Below are 26,484 nucleotides of genomic sequence, written 5' to 3'. Positions count from 1 at the left end.
GTAAGATCCCTGAAAGATGATCAGGTTGATAGGTTCGAGGTGGAAGCATGGTGACATGTGGAGCTGACGAATACTAATAGATCGAGGACTTAACCATATAATATGTAGCAATGTTATCTAGTTTTGAGAGAACATAAAAAACTTATTGACTTTTAAAGTAAATGAGTTATAATAATGATTGTCTCAAAAGAATAATGTCTGGTAATGATGGCAGAGAGGTCACACCCGTTCCCATACCGAACACGGAAGTTAAGCTCTCTAGCGCCGATGGTAGTTGGGACCTTGTCCCTGTGAGAGTAGGACGTTGCCAGGCAATATTATTCCGCAGTAGCTCAGCGGTAGAGCTATCGGCTGTTAACCGATCGGTCGTAGGTTCGATTCCTACCTGCGGAGCCATTGGAGAGCTGTCCGAGTTGGCCGAAGGAGCACGATTGGAAATCGTGTATACGTCACAAGCGTATCAAGGGTTCGAATCCCTTGCTCTCCGCCATAGGATTTATAATATTTGGCCCGTTGGTCAAGTGGTTAAGACACCGCCCTTTCACGGCGGTAACACGGGTTCGAATCCCGTACGGGTCACCACTTTGGAGGATTAGCTCAGCTGGGAGAGCACCTGCCTTACAAGCAGGGGGTCGGCGGTTCGATCCCGTCATCCTCCACCATATAAATTTTATATGAATAGTATTATCGCGGGGTGGAGCAGCACGGTAGCTCGTCGGGCTCATAACCCGAAGGTCGCAGGTTCAAATCCTGTCCCCGCAACCAAATGGTCCCGTGGTGTAGTGGTTAACATGCCTGCCTGTCACGCAGGAGATCGCCGGTTCGACCCCGGTCGGGACCGCCATTTTAATAAGGCTCGGTAGCTCAGTCGGTAGAGCAGAGGACTGAAAATCCTCGTGTCGGCGGTTCGATTCCGTCCCGAGCCACCATTTATTTTAATAAAATACGCCGGCTTAGCTCAATTGGTAGAGCAACTGACTTGTAATCAGTAGGTTGGGGGTTCAAGTCCTCTAGCCGGCACCATGTAAGTTTCGGAGGGGTAGCGAAGTGGCTAAACGCGGCGGACTGTAAATCCGCTCCTTCGGGTTCGGCAGTTCGAATCTGCCCCCCTCCACCATTTACATAGGGGCATAGTTTAAAGGTAGAACTGAGGTCTCCAAAACCTCCAGTGTGGGTTCGATTCCTACTGCCCCTGCCAAATATATTTACACAACATGGCGGTTGTGGCGAAGTGGTTAACGCACCGGATTGTGGCTCCGGCATTCGTGGGTTCGATTCCCATCAGTCGCCCCATTTTTATTTTAAAAATTACAAATAATCTAATGGATACTTACATATAATTAAGTAAGAATTCGATGGGCTATAGCCAAGCGGTAAGGCAACGGACTTTGACTCCGTCATGCGCTGGTTCGAATCCAGCTAGCCCAGCCATTTTTGCGGAAGTAGTTCAGTGGTAGAATACAACCTTGCCAAGGTTGGGGTCGCGGGTTCGAATCCCGTCTTCCGCTCCAATAAAATTTAATATGGCGGCATAGCCAAGTGGTAAGGCAGAGGTCTGCAAAACCTTTATCACCGGTTCAAATCCGGTTGCCGCCTTTTCTTTTGTGCCGATGTGGCGGAATTGGCAGACGCGCACGACTCAAAATCGTGTTCCTTCGGGAGTGTCGGTTCGACCCCGACCATCGGTATCATGAACGGCGTAATAAAAGACTCTACACCAAATGTGTAGAGTCTTTTTATGTTTTCATCACACTATAAAATAAGCAAAAATGGTGTGTTGGTGAAATGGTTATAAATGATTAAGGTAAACTTATTCATTTAGTACATGCGATACAGTTGGGGAAAACTACAAAACAATAAAGGGATAAATTTTTATCCCTTTATATAATTTCATTATTTTATAGAGAATTTCTCCAACCTGGTGACATGAAGTTAAATCCGACGCCACCAGTAGATATTAGTACATGATCAGCTGTTAATTTCGTAATTTCTAAGAACTTCTTTTCAAACTCTTCTCTGTTGTATTTGTACATAGTTGAGTGGCATGACCACATGTGCGTTGAAGTACTCAACCAGTCTCCTAATTCCTTTAATTCAGGAAACGACTCAAATCGAATTGGTTCATCTAATTTCATGAATCTCACTTGATAGATAGTTGGGTTTAATTTTTCTCCTATTCCTTTAAAAGCATGTGATTTTTTGTCTTTTGAATGTGTCATAATTCACCCTCCATCTTTTCTTCAAATTTTTTCCTATTTTTATTATACAACAATAGAAAACAATTATGGGAATAATATGGAAATCGGTATTAGCAATATAAAAAGACACTAACAGAAATGTTAGAGTCTTTTAGTTAAATTATACTATGTGCTTCTAAAATTCGTAATAAACGTAGGAATTCATGTATAATATAACTTGTCGAAAGAACAAAATGATAGTGATTTATATTATGTCTGTAATATGAATCAAAAATGAACTTTTTATATTTCTTTTAAAAATGTGTTGAACACACATTATATTTCATATTAATATTTTTATGTAGATTTAAAACGGGAAAGAGAGTGGAAAGTATGGGCCGTAAATGGAACAATATTAAAGACAAAAAAGCATCAAAAGATGCAAATACAAGCCGTATATACGCGAAATTTGGGCGTGAAATTTATGTGGCAGCAAAACAAGGCGAGCCAGATCCAGAATCAAACCAAGCACTAAGAGTTGTATTAGAGCGTGCGAAAACATACAATGTTCCAAGAACAATTATTGATCGTGCAGTTGAAAAAGCAAAAGGCGGTTCAGAAGAAAATTATGACGAGCTTCGTTATGAAGGATTCGGACCAAATGGAGCTATGGTTATTGTAGATACACTTACAAATAACGTAAACCGTACTGCAGCAGATGTACGAGCTGCATTTAGCAAAAACAGTGGTAATATGGGTGTGAACGGTTCTGTAGCTTACATGTTTGATGCGACAGCTGTTATCGGCCTTGAAGGTAAAACATCAGATGAAGTTCTTGAAATTTTAATGGAAGCAGATGTAGATGCACGTGACATTCTAGAAGAAGAAGATTCTGTTATCGTGTATGCTGAACCAGATCAATTTCATGCAGTACAATCTGCACTTAAAGGTGCTGGCGTTGAGGAGTTTACAGTTGCAGAATTAACAATGCTTGCACAAAGTGATGTAACACTTCCTGAAGATGCTCAAGCACAATTTGAGAAAATGGTTGATGCATTAGAAGATTTAGAAGATGTTCAACAAGTTTATCACAACGTAGACTTAGGAGAGTAATACGATAGATGACCCTTTTCGCTTAGCGGATAGGGTCTTTTTTATGAAGTTAATTAAGGTGATGAAGTATTAAAGGTATTTTGTTGTAGGTAGGGAATATGATTATAGGGATATATAAAATATTCATTATCTCTAGGAGGCTTAATATGGAACATAAGACACCAAAGCATATCGTTGCTGTAGCAGGTTATTTAACAAATGAAAAAAATGAAGTGTTATTAGCAAAAGTGCACTGGCGAGCTGATACGTGGGAGTTGCCAGGAGGACAGGTAGAAGAAGGCGAAGCGCTCGATCAAGCTGTCTGTAGGGAAATAAAAGAGGAAACAGGGTTAACGGTGAAGCCTATCGGAATTACAGGCGTTTATTATAATACTTCTATGCATATTCTAGCTGTTGTTTTTAAAGTAGCATATATAAGTGGTGAAATAAAAATTCAACCTGAAGAAATACAAGAGGCTAAATTTGTTGATTTAAATGAAGAGAACATAGATGAGTATATAACGCGTCCTCATATGAAATCCAGAACGCTTGATGCAATGAGAGCAACACATTTTATTCCGTATGAAACGTGGGAAGTACAGCCGTATAATTTAATAGGAAGATTGTAAAGAAAAGAGTAGCCGATTTGAGATACATTCGAATCACTACTCTTTTTTTGTATACTGTTTAAGAAAAAGGTCAAAATAATAATAGCACTAGTATTGATTTGAGGAACATTTGTTCTGTATAATAAATCTATATGTTATATACATTTAGATTACTAGATAGTCAAAAGTATATATATTTGTAGATGATATAATTAAAGTGTAAAGTGAAAATATAATAGTCTTAAGGGTTTCTCTATTATTGGTTATTCGTACTTTAACATAACCTATATTCAATATTTCAGATGAATAGTAGATAAAAAAATACTGTGATACAATACTTTTTTATCCCACTATTTGCTGGGCAGTAAGCCTGATTGATGAGGGCTCATTAAAGTTTCACTTTATACCTTACAATGATGTAAGGTACGTGTAAGAGAAATCGATGGGATATTTTTTTACAACAATGTATTCTTAAAGTAAGAGTTATATGCTGTGTGGAAAAGAGGTGTTCAAGATGAAAGAACGAGTATTATCTAGGGTGAACTATCATCAAAAAGTTGCATTAAATCCAATGACTAAACTTTTTTATAAAGCCATCATATTATTATTATTGTTAAGTTGTACGTTATTATTCATTGGAAATGTAATGATTGAGAAAAGTGATATTAGTAAATTACATGTACCGGCTAAGTTAGAGGTGCCAGAATCATTAACATATGCATTTATTGCGACAGAAGATAAAAGATTTTATCATCATAACGGTTTAGATTATATAGCAATTATTAGGGCATCTGTTGAGAATATAAAGGCTGGTGGTGTCGTGCAAGGAGGAAGTACAATTACACAGCAGCTATCTAAAAATGCCTTTTTAACGAATGAACGTACATTTTCTCGGAAGTGGAAAGAGATTTTTTATACGAAAAAAATTGAACGCACATTTACGAAGGATGAAATTTTAAAATTATATGTAAGTAATATTTATTATGGAGAAGGAGCATGGGGAATTGAAAAAGCAGCAAACCTTTACTTCGGTAAAAAGGTGAACCAATTAACGTTGGCTGAAAGTGCAATGATGGCTGCTGTAGTAAAAGCACCTGCTTATTACTCACCTGCACAAAATTATGATAAAGCAGTAGAGAGACGTAATGTCGTTTTGAGACTAATGGAGAAAGAAGGCTATATAAGCCATGATGAGTATGTTCAAGCAGTTAGTGAGAAATTGGTAATTCGTCATGATATAAAAATAGAGCAGTCGATGTTAAATAGCGCGCGTAAAAAAGCAGTAAGTTAAGAGAAGTTCCTACAGAGGAGCTTCTTTTTTTGAATAAATTGTGACACAATATCGTCACAATTATTGTGTTTTTGTAATTTATGTGAGCGTGTTCATTGCGTGACGTATATAAGTGTTGATATTATGTGTATTGTGTACAATGCTGTATACAGAATATGAATTTAAAGAGGAATGTATATGAAATCAAATAAACTCATGGCTCTTGGTATAGTTTTTTCTATCGCAGTATTAATTGTAATTGGAACAATTGCGTATAGCATCATAAATGACAAAAAAGATAAAGGGAATGAGATGTTTGCTTATTCTACGCAACAATCTTTAGGGAAAGATGATGCTCCAGTTAAGGTAGTTGAATTTGGAGACTTTAAATGTCCTGCTTGTCGTACTTGGGATGTAACAGTATTACCTCGATTAAAAGAAGAGTATATTGATAAAGGCAAAGTGCAGTTATACTTTATTAACTTCCCATTTATTGGAAAAGACTCAGATTTAGGTGCAGCAGCTGGTGAAGCAATTTATAAACAAGATAAAGATTCATTCTGGATCTTCTATGATGAGATCTATCAAAATCAAAAGAAAGATACAGAAGAATGGATTACAGAAGATTTGCTTCTTAGCATTGTGAAAGAGAAACTGCCGAAAGTTAATGTAGAGCAATTTAAGAAAGATTTACACAGTAAAGACATTAAAGAAAAAGTAAGTAAAGATTCAGATCGTGCTCAAAAATTAAAAGTTCAAGGTGCTCCTTCTGTATATGTAAACGGAAATCTTGCAAATCCTGATTTTGATAGTATGAAGAAGGCAATTGATAAAGAATTGAAAAAGTGATGAGGTCTCTCATCACTTTTTCGACTTTTTTCGATAAAATTCTTGCCTCTACTTTTTTTACATGCTATACTACTTTACATAAGTTATTCTAATATCTTATATGTAATTCATATTTGCGGGTGTAGTTTAGTGGTAAAACAAGAGCCTTCCAAGCTCTGGTCGAGAGTTCGATTCTCTTCACCCGCTCCAAATTTTATTAAATGTTTTTCTATAAATTGTGATCAACGCAGTGTTTCGTTTCCGAGATAAACGAGGCATTGCGTTTTTTAATGTTTGAAAAATATAATTACATGCGAAAATAGAAGTAAATAATAGTATTCCAAACGTGAATTACTAACCAATAGAGTGGTTACATAAGGGGTGGATTCATCTGAGGAGGCGATTAAGAGTGGATTTTGAACAATTAAAGCAAGATGTAATTGCGTATAGTAAAACAATTGGCATAGATAAAATAGGCTTTGCGAGCGCTTCTCCTTTTGAGGAATTAAAGCAGCGCTTAATCCAGCAACAACAATTAAATTATCAATCTGGATTTGAAGAGCCTGATATAGAGAAGAGAACGAATCCGCAACTGTTATTACCGGGTGCTAAATCAATTATTGCGATTGCTTTAGCATATCCTTCAAAATTAAAAAATGCACCATTAAGTAAGCGTGGAGAACGCCGTGGGATTTTTTGTCGTGCTTCTTGGGGACAAGATTATCATCTTGTTTTACGAGATCGTTTGCAAAAATTAGAGGCATATTTAATTGAAAAACTTCCCGATATAGAAGTGAAGTCCATGGTTGATACAGGTGAATTAAGTGATCGAGCTGTATCAGAGCGTGCTGGTATTGGATGGAGCGGTAAAAACTGCTCTATTATTACACCTGAATTTGGTTCGTACGTATACTTAGGGGAAATGATTACAAATGTTCCATTCCCGCCAGATAAGCCGATAGAAGATCAATGCGGGGGCTGTACGAAATGTATCGATATTTGTCCTACCGGTGCTTTAATACAGGGGGGACAGTTAGATTCGAAGAAGTGCATTGCGTTTTTAACACAAACGAAAGGATTCCTACCTGAAGAATATCGCGATAAAATAGGAAATCGCATATATGGATGTGATACGTGTCAGACTGTTTGTCCGAAAAACAAAGGAATGGATTTTCATAATCATCCTGAGATGGAGCCGGATCCTGAGCTAGTTAAACCATTATTAACGCCACTTTTAACAATTAGTAATCGTGATTTTAAAGAGAAATATGGGATTATGTCAGGGTCATGGAGAGGGAAAAAGCCACTGCAAAGAAATGCGATTTTAGCATTAGCACATTTTAAAGAAGCATCGGCAATTCCTGATTTAATTGGTGTTATGAAAGATGACCCAAGACCGGTACTACGCGGAACGGCAGCATGGGCACTTGGGAAAATTGGCGGAGATGGAGTAGGCGAAGCGATTGAGAAAGCGATGGAACGTGAGAAAGATGAAGAAGTGCTTCATGAAATGAATCGCGGGCTTGAATTGTTAGCACAGAAAAAAGAGTAGATAATATTTCCCTTTTTCATATTGTAATATGGGAGGGAGACGGAATGGTTGTAAAAACGAAGATTGAAAACCAAGTACAACAATTTTTAGCATATATAACGGAGAAAAGAACGAATGTGGATGGTATTGCTGAGGATTTATTACAAATGGCACTGAGAAAGAAACAATTGTTTCAAAGGCGTAGTGCACATATAGTGAAAGCAACTGCGGATGTTTCTTTCATTAGACAATTAAATAGTAATGACCATCAAGAAATTGATTATCAAATACATTTTAAATATTTAATTAAGCATAAAGAATTATTTTATATTGAAGAGGAACAATTAAAACGAAGAGTTTGTTTAAATAATAGTCGAATTATAGGCGATTCTGCTATTGAAGTGTCAGAAGAAATTAGAATGGGTGAGACATTAGAAAGGGATATTACGAAAGAGAAGTACGGTTCTTATCAGTATAATCGTTTAGAGGCAGTGAAATATGCAGAGCGTTGGTGGGATGACCGGAATCCTATGTATCGTAATTTCCCTGATAATTGTACGAATTTCATTTCTCAATGTCTTCATACTGGAGAAGTACCTATGAACGGGTATCCTAATATTCGTAAAGGATGGTGGCAAAGGGAGAATCAGTGGAGTTGGAGCTGGGCTGTTGCACATTCTTTTTATTGGTATTTGTCAGGTGCTACAACAGGACTTCGAGCAGAGGCGGTAGAGAGGCCAGAAGAACTTATTCTTGGAGATGTCATTGCTTATGATTTCGAGGATGACGGAAGATGGAATCATACGACGATTGTGGTAGCAAAAGATGCAGATGGTATGCCGCTTGTAAATGCACATTCAGCGAATAGCCGTCGACGTTATTGGAACTATGAAGACTCTAGTAAATATACACCACAAATGAAATATAAATTCTTTCATATTATTAATGGGTAGAGATTTTTCGCTCAAGTGGTATAATACGTAGTAGACAAAAAACAGAGGTGAATATCGCGTGGGAGTACATGTTGTTTTATATCAGCCAGAAATTCCAGCAAATACAGGGAATATTGCTCGTACTTGTGCAGCAACTGGAACAGAATTACATTTGATTAGACCGCTTGGATTTTCAACGGATGATAAAATGTTAAAGCGTGCAGGATTAGATTATTGGCAGCACGTAAAAATTACGTATTATGATTCAATTGAAGAATTTTATGAAAAAAATAAAGACGGTGAATTCTTCTATTTAACAAAGTATGGCGAGAAAGCTCATACAGCGTTTGACTATAGCAAGCGTGAGAAGGATTACTATTTTGTATTTGGAAGAGAAACAAACGGCTTACCAGCTAATGTAATCGAAGAAAACTTTGATCATTGTTTACGTATTCCAATGACAGATAAAGTACGTTCATTAAATTTATCTAATACAGCAGCAATTTTAATTTATGAAGCGTTCCGTCAACAAAATTACCCTGGATTAGATTTAGAAATCGTTTATTAAAAGTCGCCATATGGCGACTTTTTTTATAAAATAAAAATAATATATAATCATACATTTAAAAGAGAGGACATAATCATATAGAATGGGATATATGATTAAAAATAGATAAGACGGGTTGAGATAAATATGAAGGAAGAATATAGTAATCAAAATACCTTTTTAAGTATGATAGATATGGATTTAATTAGACAAGGATTATTACATACTATTCAAGATTTAGTATTCATATTGAAAGTTATTGATAATGAAACGTTTCAATATATGTATGTGAATAAAATAGGAATGGATTATGCTAGGTTAAGCGAAGAGTGCTATGGAAAAACTTTTGCAGAAGTATTACCAAAAGATATAGCGGGGATATTGCAAAGGCAATATGCAAAAGTAGTGAGAGAAGCGAAAGCACACACCTTTTGTGATGTAGTCAATTTACCAAAAGGTGAGATACATTATGAATCTTCACTTAATCCTGTCTGCGACGAAGAAGGAATATGTCAATTTGTTATTTGTATTACAAGAGATATTACAGCTCAAATTGAGGAGAAGACAAAGATAGAGGAAAAACAAATGTTATTTAAGTCGTTACTGGAATATAATAATGACTCAATTATATCTATAGATTCTATAGGGAGAGTTACATATGCAAATCCGGCAACGTATGAAATATTTGGATACCGGTATGAGGAATTAAATAATAAATTTATTTTTGAATTCATTAATAAAGAATATGAAAAAGATTTTCAAATTATATTTAAGGGATCGATGCAAGGAAAAGCAAAACAAATTGTTTCAAAGAAATATGTTCATAAAGAAGGGTACGAGCTATATATTTCTTTGAGAACTATCCCGATTATTGTGAACGGTGAAATTGTTGGGATTTATATTGTTACGAGAGATGTTACAAGGCAAGTATTAAACGAAATGCGAACAGAATATTTAGCTTACTATGACCAGTTAACGGGATTAATGAATAGAATTTCATGTACAAATAAGTTAAATACTTTTTTAAATGAGAGTGTAAATTTTGCACTTGTATTTATAGATTTAGATGAGTTTCATCGTATTAATGATACATTTGGTCATAAAGAGGGAGATAAAGTATTACAAAAAGTTACAGAATGTTTAAGCAATCTAAAAATAGAAGATATGCACTTATTTAGAGAACACGATGATCAATTTGTTATGTTGATAGAAAATATAACGAAAGAATATGTAGAGGAAGTTGCAAAAAGCATACTGAAAAATATTAGTGAATATTTTGTAATCGAAGAAGAAGATGTATATTTAAGTGCATCAATTGGAATTGTAATGGCTCCAGCAGATGGAGAAGATGAAAAAATACTATTTCAGAGGGTCGATGCTGCTTTAGAAAAAGCAAAAGAAAAAGGAAAAGGACATTATCATTTTTATTGTAGTGGATTAGACTGTGAGCGTGAACAAAGGTTTATAATAGAAAACCAGTTACATCGTGCTATAGAAAAAAATGAATTTTTCTTATATTATCAGCCACAAATTAATATTGAAACGAAAAAAATAGCTAGTATGGAAGCTTTAATAAGGTGGGAGAATAAGGAATTAGGATTTGTTTCTCCAAACCAATTTATTCCGTTGGCAGAAAGAACAGGGTTTATTATTAAGCTCGATGAATGGGTAGTAAATCAAGTGTGTCAGCAACTGCGCGAATGGTTAAATAAAGGATATGAAGTGGTCCCAATTGCGGTTAATATTTCAGCTAGACACTTTCGTTCTATTACATTAATAGAGATGATTACACGGGCTTTAAATAAGTACAATGTATCAGCTCATTTATTAGCGATAGAGGTTACAGAAGGAGCTCTTATACATAAAGATATATCAAAGAGAGTGTTACTACAATTAAAAGAACAAAATTTAAAGATTCATTTAGATGATTTTGGAACAGGCTATTCATCTTTAAGTTATTTAAAAACATATCCAATTGATACTTTAAAAATTGATCGTTCTTTTATGGAAGGTATACATATAGATGAACGTGATACGAATGTTACAGCTGCAATTATTCATTTAGCTCATACTTTAGAATTGAATATAATTGCAGAAGGAGTAGAAAAAAAGGAGCAAATACAGTTTTTGAAAGAAAAGAATGTGAAGCTTGTACAAGGTTATTATTATAGCCGACCACTATCCAAATATGATATGGAAAATATGTATTATAAATAAAAAAATGATGTGCTAAAAGCACATCATTTTTTATGTGTACCTGGTTTGTCATTGTAACCGGATGTAAAAATAGCTGTAAGAAATGTGAGTGATACACCTAAAATTAATAATAATTTCATACTAATATCCTCCTTACTTTTTTCGGTTCATGAGTTTTATTTATTATCCAAAATGTATGTAAGGTTCTTAGAAGAAAAGAATTTATTTATAATGAATAGCAGTGTAAAAATGTTAATACCTATATTATACAGAATTTTCTTTGAATTTTGGAGAGAATTTTAGCGTGCTATTATATATTTCGTTTTGATTTAAAGAATGTTTAAGGACATCCTAGCATACCTTTTATAATAATCCGATTGAACAAGGAGATGGGGGAGGAGCTATAATGGATATTCTAAAAAAGATTGAACAGCATCGAGCAGCAGAAGAACGTTTACAATGGGAAGGTACGTTTGCGGAGTATTTGGAGCTTGTGAAAGAAAGACCATGGGTGGCTCAAACAGCACACTCTCGCATTTACAATATGATAAAAGACGCTGGAATTGAAGAAGTTGATGGTAGAAGAAAGTATAATTTCTTTAGTAATCAGCTCTTTGGATTAGAGGATGCTCTAGAACGTCTTGTAGAGGAATATTTTCATCCATCTGCAAAACGATTAGATGTTAGAAAAAGAATTTTATTATTAATGGGTCCTGTTAGTGGAGGGAAATCAACGTTAGTTACAATGTTGAAACGAGGATTAGAAACATATTCAAGAACAGATCGCGGAGCAATTTTTGCAATTAAAGGATGCCCAATGCACGAGGATCCACTGCATTTAATTCCACATCATTTACGAGATGATTTCTTTAATGAGTATGGGGTTAGAATTGAAGGGAATTTATCACCACTAAATGTCATGCGTTTAGAGCAAGAATACGGATCAAGAATTGAGGATGTAGTTGTAGAGCGTATTTTCTTCTCTGAAGATCGCCGTACAGGGATTGGTACATTTAGTCCGTCTGATCCAAAATCACAGGATATTGCAGATTTAACAGGTAGTCTGGACTTTTCTACGATTGCAGAATATGGTTCAGAATCAGATCCACGTGCGTATCGATTTGATGGAGAATTAAATAAGGCAAACCGAGGAATGATGGAGTTCCAAGAGATGTTAAAATGCGATGAGAAGTTTTTATGGCACTTATTATCGCTTACGCAAGAAGGGAATTTCAAAGCGGGAAGATTTGCGCTTATTTCAGCAGATGAATTAATTGTAGCGCATACGAATGAAACAGAGTATCGCTCATTTATAGCAAATAAGAAAAATGAAGCATTGCACTCAAGAATTATTGTAATGCCAGTTCCTTATAATTTACGAGTAAGTGAAGAAGAACATATTTATGAAAAAATGATTCGTGAAAGTGATGTATCGAATGTTCACATTGCACCACACACACTTCGCGTTGCAGCAATGTTCACTATTTTAACTCGTTTAAAAGATCCGAAGCGTCCGGATATTGATTTAATTAAAAAGATGCGTTTGTATGATGGAGAAACGGTAGAAGGTTATAATGCGATTGATGTAGAAGAATTACAACGCGAATATCAAGATGAAGGTATGAAGGGTATTGATCCTCGTTATGTCATTAACCGAATTTCGTCTACAATCATTCGAAAAGAGGTACCATCTATTAACGCGTTAGATGTACTTAGATCTTTAAAAGATGGGCTAGATCAGCATCCATCCATTAGTAATGAAGACCGTGAACGTTACATGAACTTCATCTCATTAGCGAGAAAAGAATACGATGAAATCGCGAAGAAAGAAGTACAAAAAGCGTTTGTTTATTCATATGAAGAATCAGCTAAGACGCTTATGGATAATTACTTAGATAACGTTGAGGCGTACTGCAATAAATCGAAATTACGTGATCCGTTAACAGGAGAAGAAATGAGTCCAGATGAAAAATTAATGCGCTCAATTGAAGAGCAAATTGGAATTTCAGAAAATGCTAAGAAAGCGTTCCGTGAAGAGATTTTAATTCGCATTTCTGCTTATGCCCGTAAAGGAAAACGTTTTGATTATAATTCACATGAACGTCTTCGTGAAGCGATTCAGAAAAAACTATTTGCTGATTTAAAAGATATAGTGAAAATTACAACATCAACGAAAACGCCGGACGAAAATCAGCTTAAGAAAATCAATGATGTTGTTGCGCGTTTAATTGATGAGCATGGCTATAATTCTTCTTCAGCAAATGAATTACTACGCTATGTAGGTAGCTTGTTAAACAGATAGTTTGATAACAAAACGCTGTCTCTTGTATTTTGCGGGACAGCGTTTTATTATCCGTTCATATGTGTATAAAGTGTCATACCTTGTCCAAATGTAATAAATTAAGATGCAATTTTATGAATTTATTGTCAATTATTTTTACAATATGCATATGATAGAGTAACCAACCATTCATACGAAAAAAGCCAACACAATACAATATGTTGCAAAGTAAAAATGTGTGCAACAATGCATTGTGTTTCTTTCTTATCAGTGGCTGAATATTTCTTTCTATTTATGTGAGTGGCAAAATTTTGTTTAGGATGCTCGGGGTATTGTATGAAAAACGTTATAAATGTTTATGGGATGATTTTCTGTGGGCAGTTACCTTTCAAATATTCTAGCTTGCATATTACAGAACAAAATTTATAGATTGCTGTTCATACAGGAAGACAATTACAGTAAGGAGGGAAAGGAATGGGCGAAGAAAATCAACCAAATTATACGATTTCACAGGAAAACTGGTCCCTCCATCGCAAAGGATATGACGACCAACAGCGCCATCAAGAAAAAGTACAAGAGGCAATTAAGAATAATTTACCCGATCTTGTAACAGAAGAAAGTATAGTTATGTCTAATGGTAAGGATGTTGTAAAAATACCAATTCGTTCTCTAGATGAATATAAGATTAGATACAATTATGATAAAAATAAACATGTTGGGCAAGGAAACGGTGACAGCAAAGTTGGTGATGTCGTTGCGAGAGATGGATCAGGTGGTCAAAAACAAAAAGGGCCAGGAAAAGGGCAAGGAGCAGGAGATGCAGCTGGGGAAGATTACTATGAAGCTGAAGTCTCTATTTTAGAATTAGAGCAAGCGTTTTTCAGAGAGTTAGAACTGCCTAATTTAAAGAGAAAAGAAATGGATGAAAACCGGATTGAACATGTTGAATTTAATGACATTAGAAAAACAGGATTATGGGGAAATATCGATAAGAAACGAACAATGATATCCGCATATAAACGAAATGCGATGGGTGGTAAAGCATCTTTTCATCCAATTCATCAAGAAGACTTAAAGTTCCGCACTTGGAATGAAGTATTAAAGCCAGATTCAAAAGCTGTTGTATTAGCGATGATGGATACGAGTGGATCGATGGGAATATGGGAGAAATATATGGCACGTAGCTTCTTTTTCTGGATGACAAGATTTTTACGCACAAAGTATGAAACAGTTGATATTGAATTTATTGCTCATCATACAGAAGCGAAAGTCGTTACAGAAGAAGAATTTTTCTCAAAAGGAGAAAGTGGCGGAACAATATGTTCCTCCGTATATAAAAAAGCATTAGAACTTATCGATAATAAATATTCACCAGACCGCTATAATATTTATCCATTCCATTTTTCAGATGGTGATAATTTAACATCAGATAATGCTAGATGTGTAAAGCTTGTTGAAGAGCTAATGAAGAAGTGTAATATGTTTGGGTATGGGGAAGTGAACCAGTACAACCGCCATAGTACACTTATGTCAGCCTATAAAAATATTAAAGATGATAATTTCAGATATTATATTTTAAAGCAAAAAGCAGACGTATTTCATGCGATGAAAAGCTTTTTTAGAGAAGAATCAGGTGAGAAAATGGCATAACCTCTTTTAAAGAGGTTCTTTTTTTGTAAACTTTTTATTTTTTCAGTTGACAATGATAACGAAAATCATTATCATTTATTCGAGAAATGATTACATTTCGAATTATATATTTCGGAGGAGATGTAAAGTTGAAACAAAATAAAAGAAAACGTATAAATGCAATGATTATAGCGGCGGCGTTATCACTTCCGTTTGCTTTGTATTCAACACCTGCTTTAGCGGCAGTAGCAATTGAGGCGAATAAAACTGGACAAGGTTTAGAAGATGGTACATATGACGCTGTTATTAAAGCGTATAAAGATAAAACGAATGAAGAGTCTATGGCAGCTGTTTATATAAAGGATCCGAAATTAACAATTGAGAATGGAAAGAAAATTGTAACAGCAACGTTAAGTGATAGTGATTTCTTTCAATACTTGAAGACAGAGGATATTCACACTCCAGGTGTGTTTCATGATGTGAAAGTAATATCAGAAGACAAAAAGAAAAATGGAACGAAAGTGATTCAGTTTGAAGTAGGGGAATTAGGAAAAAGGTATAATATGCGAATGCATATTTATATTCCAACAATGGCCTATGACAATAAGTACCAAGTACAGTTTGAAGTAAATACATTGAATTTAGAGAACAATGTTCCAGAAAAACAAAAGGAAAATAAAGAGGAGAAACAAGATGAAAACGGAAATGTAATATTAGATAAGCAATTACAAAAATATATTAATAAATATAACTTAAATAGAGATAATGTAGATGCGCCAATCACAAAGAAAGATTTATTACAAATTAAAACATTATCCATTTATTCAGGTAAAGGAATAAATGAAATAACTGGTTTAGAGTATATGACAAACTTAGAGAAGTTGACGTTACGAGAGTCTAATGTAAAAGACATATCAGCCATCTCGAAATTGAGAGGTTTGAAGTACGTTGATTTAACATCTAATTCAATTGAAAGTATTCACCCAATTGAGCAGTTAGAGAATATTAATATGCTTTTTTTAAGAGATAATAAAATTTCTGATCTTACACCATTAAGTAAAATGAAAAAAATTAAAACATTAGATTTAATCGGTAATAACATTAAAGATATCCAGCCATTATTTACATTATCAACTATGAAACAATTATACTTAGCAAATAATCAAATCAGTGATCTTACGGGAATTGATCGATTAAATAATGTGGAACTATTATGGATAGGGAACAATAAAATTAATAATGTTGAATCTATTAGTAAAATGAGTAATCTTATTGAACTAGAAATTTCTGATAGTGAAATAAAAGATATATCATCACTATCTCAATTAGGAAATTTACAAGTGCTGAATTTAGAAGAGAATTATATCTCTGATATATCGCCGTTGAGCACTTTAACAAATTTACATGAGATAAATCTTGGAGCAAATGAAATTTTTGACGTAAGGCCTGTTGAGGAATTAGGTAAGCGAATTTCAATTGACATTCAAAGACAAAAAATCTTTTTAAATGAAGCAAGTGTAGATGAAGAAATAAAAATCCCAGTATACAACCTTAAAGGAGAGCCACTTCAAAATATTAATCTACAAAGTGAGGGGGCTACTCTGAATAACGGATTTATAAAATGGAATAGTCCTGGAGAAAAAATATATGAATTTAAACTAGATACTAATTCTACTGAAAGTAAAATAAGATTTAATGGCACGGTTATACAGAATATAGTTGAAAAACAAAAAGAAAGTCAAAATGTAATTCTCGATAAAACTTTACAACAACATATTAATAAAGAGAATTTAGGTAGAGAGAATTTAAACGCTCCTATCACAAAAGAAGATTTATTACAGATTAAAAAATTAGAGATACTTAAAGAAAAAGGAAATGAGATAAAAGATATAACAGGTTTAGAATATATGACGAACTTAGAAAAACTCACTTTAGAAGGAGTAGGTCTGAAAAATATTGAGTTTATCTCAAACTTGAAACAATTGAATAATGTGAATGTATCTCATAATCAAATTGAAGATATAACACCACTATCTTCATTGGAAAATTTACAGTGGTTAAATCTTGCGGACAATCATATTAAAGATGTAACGGTTATTGGTTCCATGCTAAACTTATTTAGCTTAAATTTAGCTGGAAATGAGATTCGTGATGTAAGGCCGTTAATACAATTAGGTCAGTGGTTTACAATTGATGTTGGAAGACAAAATATCATTTTAAATGATGCAAAAATAAACGAAGAAATTCAAGTTCCTGTATATGATTTAGAAGGAGAAAGTATTGAAAATATTCAATTGGTAAGTGAGGGAGGGACGTTTAATAACGGAGTAATAAAATGGAGTACCCCAGGTGAAAAGGTGTATAAATTTGATTTAGATTCTGATGAAATTAGCATAAGGTTTAACGGAACAGTTATACAGAATATAGTGGAAAAAGAAGAAGAAAAAGAGCCGGTAAAAGAAATTGAAGAAACAAAAGAAGAAGTGAAAGAGCCGGTAAAAGAAGTTGAAGAAACAAAAGAAGAAGTGAAAGAGCCGGTAAAAGAAGTTGAAGGAACAAAAAAAGAAGTGAAAGAGCCGGTAAAAGAAGTTGAAGGAACAAAAGAAGAAGAAAAAGAGCCAACAAAAGAAGTTGAAGAAGCGAAAGAACCAAAGAAAGAAGTAAAAGAATCAGCAACAGGATTGGATCAAGAGCCAAAAGGGAATAATCAAGTTGTTGAAAACGAGGGAAGAAAAGCAGACACTTTAAATAAACAACATACTAATAAGCCAGAGGAAGGCAAGAAATTTTTACCATCAACAGGCGGTGAAGCTAGCACTTCGATTTTACTTTCTGGCATAACACTTGTTCTTTCCGCACTAAGTATGTTCGTATTTAGAAAGAGATTATTTAAGAAATAAATAACGTTTAATCTTATTATTATATATAATTAATTTTTGCTTTTTTGAGAAGACATTATCATGGCGGTTTTATTAGAAACATGCATATGATGATGTCTTTTTTTACTAGAGAAGGATATTACTAGTGATTGTCTAAGTGTATTAGAAAAGGAGGGGAAGTTATGCATATTAATTCTATTTCAAAGATCGAAGAAGCTGCAGAATTTATTTCGATGATGAATAAAGATATTACGCAGCATGTTGGTTATTGCGGGGAAAATCATGAAGAAATATTGGACGCTATTCTTCATGGTTTTTCTGATATAGGGTGGGAGAAGTCTTTTGTCGTTTCTTATAATGCTAATAATGAAATTGTAGGTGTATTAGGATTTGATATAGATGAGATAAGCGAAAGTGCGGAGATTTGGGGGCCTTTTATTATAGCTTCGAATTGGGGAGAGATTGCTTTAAGTATGTGGAAGAAACTTATCGAGAAAATTCCACTTCATATTCAAAAGTTTCATGGATTTTATCACGTGAAAAATAGTAATGGTATCGACTTTATGAAATATTTACAAGCTAAAAAACAAGAGAAACATAGCGTTTTAATTTTAAAGAAAACTAATGTGGAGCAATGTACAATAAATCAAGTAGAGGAAGCATCTCAACAAGTATTTGAGCAGTTTATTGTTTTACATAATAATATTTTTCCTAATACATATTATGAAGGAAATGAAATCATTGAACGTTTAAGTGATACGAATAAATTATTTGTAAGTATGAAGAATGGTAAGTTAGAAGGTTATGTATATGTTGAAGTAAATCCGGAGTTTCATGAAGCGAATATTGAATTTATTGCAACCGCTGAAAATAGTAGAAGAAAAGGTGTCGGAGAGCGGATATTGCAAGGGGCAATTCAGTATATTTTCTCTTTCCAAGGGATGAGAGAGATAGTACTATGCTTGAATACCAATAATGATTGTGCGATGAAGTTGTACAAGAGGGTAGGTTTTGAGGAGAAGGCATGTTTACAACACTATATAATAGAGTAAAAAACCCATTCATATGAATGGGTTTTATTAATTTATTCTTTCCTCATTTATCACGGATTTAAAAGTAATTTGAGGCGCCAATCGTTACATAACCTTTTTTATTTTTTTCGGCACTTCTTTCGTTTGCAAATTAACATCTTCTTTTCGTAGTTCTTTAAAGAGTGAAATAACCATAAGAACGACTACAATAGAAAATGGTAGCGCAGCAATTATAGCTGCGATTTGTAGTGCATTTAATCCTCCAGCTTGTAATAAAATAGCGGCAATTATCGCGATTGTTAATCCCCATATAAGTTTTAAACTATTTTTCGGTGATAAGCTTCCGTTACTCGTTTGCATGGAAACGACAAATGTTGCTGAATCGGCAGAAGTAACGAAAAATGTGGCTACTAGAATCAACCCGATAATCGTTAAAAATGTAGAGAATGGTAGGTGTGAAATAACAGCAAATAATCCAATCTCTGTACCATTTTTTGCAATTTCATCAGCTATTCCAAGCGATTGGAACATTTCCATATGGATTGCGGTACCACCAAATACTGCAAACCAAAATGTACAGATAAGAGTCGGGACTAATACAACTCCAAAAATAAATTCTTTTATTGTGCGCCCTTTAGAAATACGAGCGATGAATGTACCGACGAATGGAGACCAAGAAATCCACCATCCCCAATAGAAAATAGTCCAGTTTTCAATCCAAGAAGAAGATTTTTCATTAAATGCTCCTAAATTTAATCCCATACTAGGCAAAGCTCCAATATAAGAACCGAGTGTAGATGTGAAATATTTCATAATAAATACGGTTGGCCCTAAAAATAAAAAGGAGACGAGTAAAATACCTGCAAGAGAGAAATTTAAGTTACTCAAATATTTAATCCCACGATCTAAGCCAGTTTGTGCACTCGTTAAATATAAAACGGCGAAGATGGCGATAAGTACGAGCTGTGTAAGTAAAGTGTTATGAATAGAAGGGAATAAATAGCTTAATCCTCCAGCAATTTGTTGAGCACCAATCCCCACAGATGGTACAATGCCAAATACTGTGGCTAAAACAGCTAAAATATCGACTGTTTTTCCGATACGAGAATTTTTCGATCGATTAAATAATGGAGTAACTGTAGCCCCGATAGTGCTACCTTTTTGTTTGCGGAATGTGAAATATGCAATTGTTAAAGCGACCATTGCGTATAGTGACCATGGAAAGAGACCCCAGTGGAAAAATGAATATTGCATAGCGAGTTTGGCACTTTCCTCTGTCCCCGCTTTTCCTGTTAATGGATCTGTAAAATGTGAAATCGGTTCAGCGATTCCATAAAAGAGGAGTCCAATTCCCATTCCTGCCCCAAACAACATGGATAGCCAAGATGGATAATTATATTTTGGCTTTTCTCCATCTTTACCAAGACGAATAGAACCGTACTTGGAAAATGCTAAATAAGCAGCCAAAATAATCATTGTAGTCATAAGTAGAGAGTAAAACCATCCAAATTTATTGAGGATAAATGAGTTTAAAGAAGATGTAACACTTTGTAAATCGTAGCCTTGTATCCAACTTGCTGGGGTAATTCCCCATATAATGAATAATGTTGTTAGCAAGAAGGAGATATAAAATACACTGTTTTCTTTTTTTATCATAGAATCCCACCCTTATTTAATAAAGTTAACAATTATAATAATCATAACAATTAAGTTTTTAATTGTCAAAAAATTCCCTTTTTATAATGTGAAAGGATGCAATTTGTTTTAGGGAGGTAAAGAGCAATGCGTTCACGATATGTACAAATTATAGGAAGAAATAATATGAAATATTGCATTTTATATTGTTACATCCAGATTTTATGTTAAATTCTTGAATGGAATATTAAAATAGGGGGCAAGGATATGAACAAGAAATCAAAGATCAATAAAGTGATGCTTAGCATTAGTACAATGGCTTTATCGTTAGGCGCACTTCAAACTCATGCAGCAGCGGAAGAAAAAGTACCGTATAACGTGTTAAAAACGAAACCGGTTGGAATTGAAAAGTCGGTAGATGAAGTTGGACATATTTCAAAAGTTGATGAAACTTTATCATTTCAAGAACGTTTAAAAGTAGGAGATTTTTCACAGCGACCAGCATCTATTACGAAGAAAACTGCAGTAAAGCAGGTTAAAGAAAGCTATTCAATGGCTGATTTAAACAAAATGAATGACCAAGAATTAGTTGAAACGTTAGGCAGTATTAAATGGCACCAAATTACAGACTTATTCCAGTTTAATGAAGATGCAAAGGCTTTTTATAAAGATAAAGGAAAAATGCAAGTCATTATAGATGAATTAGCTCATAGAGGTAGTACATTTACGAAAGATGATTCAAAAGGAATTCAAACGTTTACTGAAGTGCTGCGTTCAGCTTTTTATCTTGCATTTTATAATAGTGAATTAAGCGACTTAAATGAAAGAAGCTTCCAGGATAAATGTTTACCTGCTTTAAAAGCAATCGCAAAAAATCCAAACTTTAAGCTTGGTACAGTTGAACAAGATACAGTCGTATCTGCGTACGGTAAATTAATTAGTAATGCTTCAAGCGATGTTGAAACGGTTCAATATGCATCGAATATTTTAAAGCAATACAATGATAATTATACTACTTATGTAAATGATCGAATGAAGGGACAAGCAATATACGATATTATGCAAGGTATTGACTATGATATGCAGTCGTACTTAACTGAGGCTCGTAAAGAAGCGAATGAAACGATGTGGTATGGAAAAGTAGATGGGTTTATTAATGAAATAAATCGTATTGCTCTTCTAAATGAAGTAACGCCAGAAAATAAATGGCTCGTTAATAATGGCATTTATTTTGCTAGCCGTTTAGGGAAGTTTCATAGCAATCCAAATAAAGGATTAGAGGTTGTTACACAAGCAATGCATATGTACCCGCGCTTAAGTGAACCGTATTTTGTTGCGGTAGAACAAATTACAACAAATTATAATGGTAAAGATTATAGCGGGAATACAGTAGATTTAGAGAAAATACGTAAAGAAGGAAAAGAGCAATACCTACCAAAAACGTATACATTCGACGATGGATCAATTGTGTTCAAAACAGGAGATAAAGTATCAGAAGAAAAAATTAAGAGACTATATTGGGCTGCGAAGGAAGTAAAGGCACAGTATCACCGTGTAATTGGAAATGACAAAGCGTTAGAGCCAGGAAATGCGGATGATGTATTAACGATCGTAATTTATAATAGTCCAGATGAATATCAGTTAAATAGACAATTGTATGGATATGAAACAAACAACGGTGGAATTTATATTGAAGAGACAGGTACATTCTTTACATATGAGCGTACACCAGAGCAAAGTATTTATAGTTTAGAAGAGTTATTCCGTCATGAATTTACTCATTATCTGCAAGGGAGATATGAAGTTCCTGGTTTATTTGGAAGAGGAGATATGTATCAAAATGAAAGGCTAACTTGGTTCCAAGAAGGAAATGCAGAGTTTTTCGCAGGATCTACTCGTACGAATAACGTTGTACCAAGAAAGAGTATAATTAGCGGATTATCATCTGATCCTGCAAGCCGTTATACAGCAGAGCGTACACTATTTGCTAAATACGGTTCTTGGGATTTCTATAATTACTCGTTCGCATTGCAGTCTTACTTATATACGCATCAGTTTGAAACATTTGATAAAATTCAAGATTTGATTCGTGCGAATGACGTGAAAAATTATGATGCATATCGTGAAAATCTAAGTAAAGATCCTAAGTTAAATAAAGAGTATCAAGAGTATATGCAGCAGTTAATTGATAATCAAGATAAATATAATGTACCGGAAGTAGCAGATGATTATTTAGCTGAACATGCACCGAAATCGTTAACTGAAGTGAAAAAAGAAATTAGTGATACGTTGCCTATGAAAGATACAAAAATGACAAAACATAATTCTCAATTCTTTAATACATTTACATTAGAAGGTACGTATACAGGTAGTGTCACAAAAGGTGAATCAGAAGATTGGAAAGCAATGAGTAAAAGAGTAAATGAATCTTTAGAACAATTGGCGCAAAAAGAATGGAGTGGCTACAAAACTGTTACAGCATACTTCGTCAATTATCGTGTGAATAGCTCAAATGAATTTGAATATGATGTAGTCTTCCATGGAATCGCAAAAGATGATGGAGAAAATAAAGCTCCAACGGTTAATATAAATGGCCCTTATAGCGGTCTTGTAAAAGAGGGAATTCAATTTAAAAGTGATGGCTCAAACGATGAAGATGGAAAAATTGTTTCTTATTTATGGGAATTTGGAGATGGAAGCACAAGTGTAGAAGTGAATCCAGTACATGTATATGAAAGAGAAGGTTCTTATAAAGTATCGTTAAGAGTAAAAGATGATAAAGGCAAAGAGAGTAGAAGCGAAACAACTGTTACGATTAAAGATGGAAGTTTAACAGAATCAGAACCAAATAATCGTCCAGAGGAAGCAAATCGTATCGGGCTAAATAGTACGATAAAAGGTAATCTTATTGGCGGGGACCATACTGATGTTTATACATTTAATGTAGCATCAGCGAAAGATATCGACATTTCTGTTTTAAATGAGTATGGAATTGGGATGACATGGGTACTTCACCATGAATCAGATATGCAAAATTATGCAGCTTACGGTCAAGCCAATGGGAATCATATAGAAGCGAAATTTAATGCAAAACCAGGCAAGTATTACTTGTATGTATATAAATATGATAATGGCGATGGAACGTACTCATTATCAGTAAAGTGAAACTTTAATCATTCATCCTCCAATGATTATTAGCCCACACCAATCGGGGGAAAATAAGCACTTTTCCAATGTATGTTTAACTTTACTTTTTGTGGAAAATAGTATATTATATAGATATATAATATATCGGTTATTTTCTAGGAGGAGCCTGTCACAATAGGTTTCTCCTGTTCTTTTTTAGGGGCCTGTTTTACAGGCTTTTCTTTAAAGATTAAATAACTGAAAATTAAGAACTATAATCTTTGAAAGAGGTGGGGCATACACATAACAAAAAAGGGATTGTTTAAGAAAGGGGGATAAGAAATGGTCTTGTTTGGTTATCCACTTGAAACAATTTATTTATATGGATTTATTATTGCTACTATACTCACTGTTATTTATATCTTCTTTGGAGATATATTTGAATCGATATTTAGTTTTGGGGGCGGATCTGTATCCGTTGTTACTTTATTACTTAGTTTCTTCGCCATGTTATGTGGGCTTAGTTATATAGGAGAGTACTTATTTTCCTTTAATAGTATTACTATTTTCGGGGCTGCATTTGCTATATCTTTTATCGGTGTTTTCATCATGAAAATACTAATTTTAAAACCGATTGCAGAAGCAGAACAAAATACGATGCAACGTATGGATGAATTTATCGGTTGCAAAGGAGAAGTCATTACGACAATTCCTACAGAAGGATTTGGTGAAGTATTAATTTTATCCCAATTTGGAAGTAATGCAATCCCAGCTAAAACTGTTGGAAAAAAAGATATTTCGCAAGGAACAGAGGTTATTATCGAGGGAGTCCAAGATGGTGTTTTACTTGTACAAAACATCGCTTATTCTTTAAAAAAACCAAAATTATAAGGGGGAATTTACATGACGATTCCATTAATTATCGGTGGAGTTTTACTGGCAATTTTAATTCTACTCATTTTAGTATTCATTACGAAGTATCGTACGGTTGGTCCAGATGAAGCGTTAATTGTTACAGGGAACTGGCTTGGTGGAGGAAAGAATGTTGTTACCACTGATGATGGAAAGAAGATTAAGATTATCCGTGGGGGCGGTACTTTCGTAGTTCCAATTATGCAAAGAGCAGAGCCTTTAAGCTTATTAAACTACAAATTAGAAGTTGGTACACGTGATACGTATACGAAGCAAGGTGTTCCAGTTACAGTAAATGGTGTTTCTATTATTAAAGTAGGTTCTACAATTGAAGAAGTATCTACTGCAGCTGAGCAATATTTAGGAAAAGAAACAGAAGAGTTAAAAGTAGAAGCAAAAGAGGTTTTAGAAGGTCACTTACGTGCAATCTTATCTTCTATGACAGTAGAGGATGCGTATAGTAATAGAGAGCAATTTGCTCAAAAGGTACATGAAGTAGCTTCTACAGATTTAAAGAAGATGGGACTTCGCATTGTTTCTTTCACAATTAAAGAAATAATGGATAAAAACGGATACTTAGATGCGCTTGGTCAGCCGCAAATTGCGACAGTTAAGCGTGATGCAACAATTGCAAATGCAGAGCGTGAAAAAGAAGCACGTATTGAAAAAGCACGTGCTGAAAAAGAGGCAAAAGAAGCAGAATATCAACGTGATGCACAAATCGCTGAAGCTGAAAAACATAAAGAATTAAAAGTACAGTCCTATAAGAGAGAACAAGAGCAAGCACGTGCAGATGCGGATCTTTCTTACGAATTACAACAAGCGAAAGCGCAACAAGGTGTTACAGAAGAGCAAATGCGCGTTAAAATCATTGAGCGTGAGAAACAAATTGAATTAGAAGAAAAAGAGATTGCGCGTCGTGAAAAGCAATACGATGCAGAAGTAAAGAAAAAAGCAGATGCAGATCGCTATGCTGTTGAGCAATCAGCGGAAGCAGAAAAAGTAAAACAAATTAAAAAGGCAGATGCGGATCAATATAAGATTGAGGCTGAAGCGAGAGCGCGTGCGGAAGAAGTACGTGTGGAAGGTTTAGCGAAGGCGGAAATCGAAAAAGCGCAAGGTCAAGCAAAAGCGGAAGTACAAAAAGCACAAGGTACGGCAGAAGCCGATGTTATTAGGTTAAAAGGTTTAGCAGAAGCAGAAGCGAAACAAAAAATTGCAGAGGCATTTGAGTTATATGGCCAAGCGGCAATTATGGATATGGTACTTAAAATGCTTCCAAGTTATGCGAAGGAAGTTGCAAGTCCGCTTAGTAATATTGATAAAATCACAGTTGTCGATACAGGCGGCGGTGGTAAAAATAGCGGGGCCGGAAAAGTTGCGGGCTATGCGACTGATTTAATGGCAACGATGCAAGAAACGTTAAAGGCTTCTTCTGGAATTGACTTAAAAGAGCTATTAGAAGGATTTGCAGGAAAAGGAGCAGTACAACAATTATCAAGTGATAAACCTGTTGTATCTGTAGTAGAAGATGAGAAAAAAGAAGTAGAAAAAGATAAAGAATAATAAGGTGGAAAGAACCTCTAGTAAGTGAAATACTAGAGGTTCTTCTGTGAATTATAATATTTCGAATAATATACATTTTTATATATTGTTTTAATTATTTAATTTATATAGAATGAAAAAGATATGTATCAATTCTTTATGATGTAGAAAAAGATAGAGAGTCTCATCGATACATTTAAATCGTATTATTTTTATAGAAAGATTAAATGTTAATTAATTACATTTAAAACGGTATGGAGGGGTA

The 26,484-nt window shown here is 34.5% G+C and carries 17 protein-coding genes, 16 tRNA genes and 2 rRNA genes; 33 read left to right on the top strand and 2 right to left on the bottom strand.

The annotated features are described in order from the left end of the window. From GBN91_RS24555 to GBN91_RS24475, 17 genes are all read left to right on the top strand, one after another. A 23S ribosomal RNA gene (locus GBN91_RS24555) occupies nt 1-97 on the top strand; the annotation flags it as partial. Nucleotides 98-197: 100 nt separating this feature from the next. After that, nucleotides 198-313 (top strand): 5S ribosomal RNA (gene rrf, locus GBN91_RS24550). Nucleotides 314-321: 8 nt separating this feature from the next. Next, nucleotides 322-396, top strand: a tRNA-Asn gene (locus tag GBN91_RS24545). A gap of 2 nt (nt 397-398) precedes the next feature. After that, nucleotides 399-490 (top strand) — tRNA-Ser (locus tag GBN91_RS24540). A 17-nt stretch (nt 491-507) separates the two neighbouring features. Continuing rightward, nucleotides 508-582 (top strand) — tRNA-Glu (locus GBN91_RS24535). A 4-nt stretch (nt 583-586) separates the two neighbouring features. After that, a tRNA-Val gene (locus GBN91_RS24530) sits at nt 587-662 on the top strand. A 26-nt stretch (nt 663-688) separates the two neighbouring features. Beyond that, nucleotides 689-765, top strand: a tRNA-Met gene (locus tag GBN91_RS24525). 3 nt (nt 766-768) lie between these two features. Beyond that, nucleotides 769-844, top strand: a tRNA-Asp gene (locus GBN91_RS24520). A 9-nt stretch (nt 845-853) separates the two neighbouring features. After that, nucleotides 854-929 (top strand) — tRNA-Phe (locus GBN91_RS24515). 18 nt (nt 930-947) lie between these two features. Then, a tRNA-Thr gene (locus tag GBN91_RS24510) sits at nt 948-1,023 on the top strand. A 10-nt stretch (nt 1,024-1,033) separates the two neighbouring features. Continuing rightward, nucleotides 1,034-1,117, top strand: a tRNA-Tyr gene (locus GBN91_RS24505). Between the two features lie 7 nt (nt 1,118-1,124). Continuing rightward, nucleotides 1,125-1,198: transfer RNA gene (locus tag GBN91_RS24500), tRNA-Trp, on the top strand. Between the two features lie 19 nt (nt 1,199-1,217). Further along, a tRNA-His gene (locus GBN91_RS24495) sits at nt 1,218-1,293 on the top strand. Between the two features lie 63 nt (nt 1,294-1,356). Further along, nucleotides 1,357-1,431 (top strand) — tRNA-Gln (locus tag GBN91_RS24490). A 5-nt stretch (nt 1,432-1,436) separates the two neighbouring features. Beyond that, nucleotides 1,437-1,511, top strand: a tRNA-Gly gene (locus tag GBN91_RS24485). Between the two features lie 14 nt (nt 1,512-1,525). Continuing rightward, a tRNA-Cys gene (locus GBN91_RS24480) sits at nt 1,526-1,596 on the top strand. 10 nt (nt 1,597-1,606) lie between these two features. After that, nucleotides 1,607-1,688, top strand: a tRNA-Leu gene (locus GBN91_RS24475). 210 nt (nt 1,689-1,898) lie between these two features. Here GBN91_RS24475 and GBN91_RS24470 read toward each other — a convergent pair. Further along, a complete protein-coding gene (locus tag GBN91_RS24470) occupies nt 1,899-2,219 on the bottom strand; it encodes a DUF3884 family protein (RefSeq protein ID WP_000149743.1) in 321 nt (106 codons plus the stop codon). Nucleotides 2,220-2,570: 351 nt separating this feature from the next. Here GBN91_RS24470 and GBN91_RS24465 point away from each other — a divergent pair, with 351 nt between their 5' ends. The 13 genes from GBN91_RS24465 to GBN91_RS24405 all read left to right on the top strand — a co-directional run bounded on the left by GBN91_RS24465 (nt 2,571) and on the right by GBN91_RS24405 (nt 19,022). After that, complete coding sequence (locus tag GBN91_RS24465) at nt 2,571-3,290, top strand: YebC/PmpR family DNA-binding transcriptional regulator (protein WP_000532952.1); 720 nt, start codon at nt 2,571-2,573, stop codon at nt 3,288-3,290. Nucleotides 3,291-3,436: 146 nt separating this feature from the next. Continuing rightward, nucleotides 3,437-3,898, top strand: a complete 462-nt coding sequence (locus GBN91_RS24460; RefSeq protein WP_006915722.1) for an NUDIX hydrolase — start codon at nt 3,437-3,439, stop codon at nt 3,896-3,898. A gap of 493 nt (nt 3,899-4,391) precedes the next feature. Further along, complete coding sequence (locus GBN91_RS24455; protein WP_006915721.1) at nt 4,392-5,168, top strand: transglycosylase domain-containing protein; 777 nt, start codon at nt 4,392-4,394, stop codon at nt 5,166-5,168. Nucleotides 5,169-5,345: 177 nt separating this feature from the next. Further along, nucleotides 5,346-5,996 carry a DsbA family protein gene (locus tag GBN91_RS24450; RefSeq protein WP_000841309.1) on the top strand — a complete coding sequence of 217 codons (651 nt, stop codon included), beginning with the start codon at nt 5,346-5,348 and terminating at the stop codon, nt 5,994-5,996. Nucleotides 5,997-6,111: 115 nt separating this feature from the next. Next, nucleotides 6,112-6,185: transfer RNA gene (locus GBN91_RS24445), tRNA-Gly, on the top strand. Between the two features lie 199 nt (nt 6,186-6,384). Then, nucleotides 6,385-7,527, top strand: a complete 1,143-nt coding sequence (gene queG / locus GBN91_RS24440) for a tRNA epoxyqueuosine(34) reductase QueG (protein ID WP_000345215.1) — start codon at nt 6,385-6,387, stop codon at nt 7,525-7,527. Between the two features lie 44 nt (nt 7,528-7,571). Next, nucleotides 7,572-8,459: an amidase domain-containing protein gene (locus tag GBN91_RS24435; protein ID WP_000260591.1), complete on the top strand. Its 888-nt coding sequence runs from the start codon at nt 7,572-7,574 to the stop codon at nt 8,457-8,459. Between the two features lie 58 nt (nt 8,460-8,517). Beyond that, complete coding sequence (gene trmL, locus GBN91_RS24430; RefSeq protein WP_000538147.1) at nt 8,518-9,006, top strand: tRNA (uridine(34)/cytosine(34)/5-carboxymethylaminomethyluridine(34)-2'-O)-methyltransferase TrmL; 489 nt, start codon at nt 8,518-8,520, stop codon at nt 9,004-9,006. A gap of 126 nt (nt 9,007-9,132) precedes the next feature. Next, the gene (locus tag GBN91_RS24425; protein WP_152122566.1) at nt 9,133-11,202 is read left to right on the top strand and encodes a sensor domain-containing protein; all 2,070 of its coding nucleotides are present in this window, start codon (nt 9,133-9,135) and stop codon (nt 11,200-11,202) included. Between the two features lie 385 nt (nt 11,203-11,587). Continuing rightward, nucleotides 11,588-13,483, top strand: a complete 1,896-nt coding sequence (locus tag GBN91_RS24420; RefSeq protein WP_006925087.1) for a PrkA family serine protein kinase — start codon at nt 11,588-11,590, stop codon at nt 13,481-13,483. 453 nt (nt 13,484-13,936) lie between these two features. Next, nucleotides 13,937-15,112 carry a sporulation protein YhbH gene (gene yhbH, locus GBN91_RS24415; protein WP_006925084.1) on the top strand — a complete coding sequence of 392 codons (1,176 nt, stop codon included), beginning with the start codon at nt 13,937-13,939 and terminating at the stop codon, nt 15,110-15,112. Nucleotides 15,113-15,240: 128 nt separating this feature from the next. After that, nucleotides 15,241-17,991 (top strand): leucine-rich repeat domain-containing protein, encoded by a 2,751-nt coding sequence (locus GBN91_RS24410; protein ID WP_152122564.1) that lies wholly within the window; start codon nt 15,241-15,243, stop codon nt 17,989-17,991. Between the two features lie 161 nt (nt 17,992-18,152). Beyond that, nucleotides 18,153-19,022 carry a GNAT family N-acetyltransferase gene (locus tag GBN91_RS24405; protein ID WP_152122562.1) on the top strand — a complete coding sequence of 290 codons (870 nt, stop codon included), beginning with the start codon at nt 18,153-18,155 and terminating at the stop codon, nt 19,020-19,022. A gap of 84 nt (nt 19,023-19,106) precedes the next feature. On the opposite strand, the gene opuD is transcribed toward GBN91_RS24405, so the two are convergent. Further along, entirely contained in the window at nt 19,107-20,657 is a 1,551-nt protein-coding gene (gene opuD, locus GBN91_RS24400; RefSeq protein ID WP_152122559.1) for a glycine betaine transporter OpuD, read from the bottom strand. Nucleotides 20,658-20,903: 246 nt separating this feature from the next. Here opuD and colA point away from each other — a divergent pair, with 246 nt between their 5' ends. From colA to GBN91_RS24385, 3 genes are all read left to right on the top strand, one after another. Beyond that, complete coding sequence (gene colA, locus GBN91_RS24395) at nt 20,904-23,801, top strand: collagenase ColA (RefSeq protein ID WP_061113507.1); 2,898 nt, start codon at nt 20,904-20,906, stop codon at nt 23,799-23,801. A 303-nt stretch (nt 23,802-24,104) separates the two neighbouring features. Then, complete coding sequence (locus GBN91_RS24390) at nt 24,105-24,653, top strand: NfeD family protein (RefSeq protein ID WP_000242444.1); 549 nt, start codon at nt 24,105-24,107, stop codon at nt 24,651-24,653. Between the two features lie 12 nt (nt 24,654-24,665). After that, entirely contained in the window at nt 24,666-26,240 is a 1,575-nt protein-coding gene (locus tag GBN91_RS24385; protein WP_000155019.1) for a flotillin family protein, read from the top strand. Nucleotides 26,241-26,484: the final 244 nt, after the last annotated feature.

It is taken from the genome of Bacillus sp. B1-WWTP-T-0.5-Post-4 (assembly GCF_009183795.1).
Lineage (GTDB): Bacteria > Bacillota > Bacilli > Bacillales > Bacillaceae_G > Bacillus_A > Bacillus_A cereus.
This window is presented reverse-complemented; position numbering and strand designations above follow the sequence as displayed.

Coding starts and splice junctions, on each gene's coding strand:
- GBN91_RS24455 (WP_006915721.1), top strand. CDS start 4,392: ATGAAAGAACGAGTATTATCTAGGGTGAACTATCATCAAAAAGTTGCA.
- GBN91_RS24435 (WP_000260591.1), top strand. CDS start 7,572: ATGGTTGTAAAAACGAAGATTGAAAACCAAGTACAACAATTTTTAGCA.
- colA (WP_061113507.1), top strand. CDS start 20,904: ATGAACAAGAAATCAAAGATCAATAAAGTGATGCTTAGCATTAGTACA.
- GBN91_RS24420 (WP_006925087.1), top strand. CDS start 11,588: ATGGATATTCTAAAAAAGATTGAACAGCATCGAGCAGCAGAAGAACGT.
- GBN91_RS24460 (WP_006915722.1), top strand. CDS start 3,437: ATGGAACATAAGACACCAAAGCATATCGTTGCTGTAGCAGGTTATTTA.
- opuD (WP_152122559.1), bottom strand. CDS start 20,657: ATGATAAAAAAAGAAAACAGTGTATTTTATATCTCCTTCTTGCTAACA.
- GBN91_RS24390 (WP_000242444.1), top strand. CDS start 24,105: ATGGTCTTGTTTGGTTATCCACTTGAAACAATTTATTTATATGGATTT.
- GBN91_RS24425 (WP_152122566.1), top strand. CDS start 9,133: ATGAAGGAAGAATATAGTAATCAAAATACCTTTTTAAGTATGATAGAT.
- GBN91_RS24470 (WP_000149743.1), bottom strand. CDS start 2,219: ATGACACATTCAAAAGACAAAAAATCACATGCTTTTAAAGGAATAGGA.
- GBN91_RS24405 (WP_152122562.1), top strand. CDS start 18,153: ATGCATATTAATTCTATTTCAAAGATCGAAGAAGCTGCAGAATTTATT.
- GBN91_RS24450 (WP_000841309.1), top strand. CDS start 5,346: ATGAAATCAAATAAACTCATGGCTCTTGGTATAGTTTTTTCTATCGCA.
- yhbH (WP_006925084.1), top strand. CDS start 13,937: ATGGGCGAAGAAAATCAACCAAATTATACGATTTCACAGGAAAACTGG.
- GBN91_RS24385 (WP_000155019.1), top strand. CDS start 24,666: ATGACGATTCCATTAATTATCGGTGGAGTTTTACTGGCAATTTTAATT.
- GBN91_RS24465 (WP_000532952.1), top strand. CDS start 2,571: ATGGGCCGTAAATGGAACAATATTAAAGACAAAAAAGCATCAAAAGAT.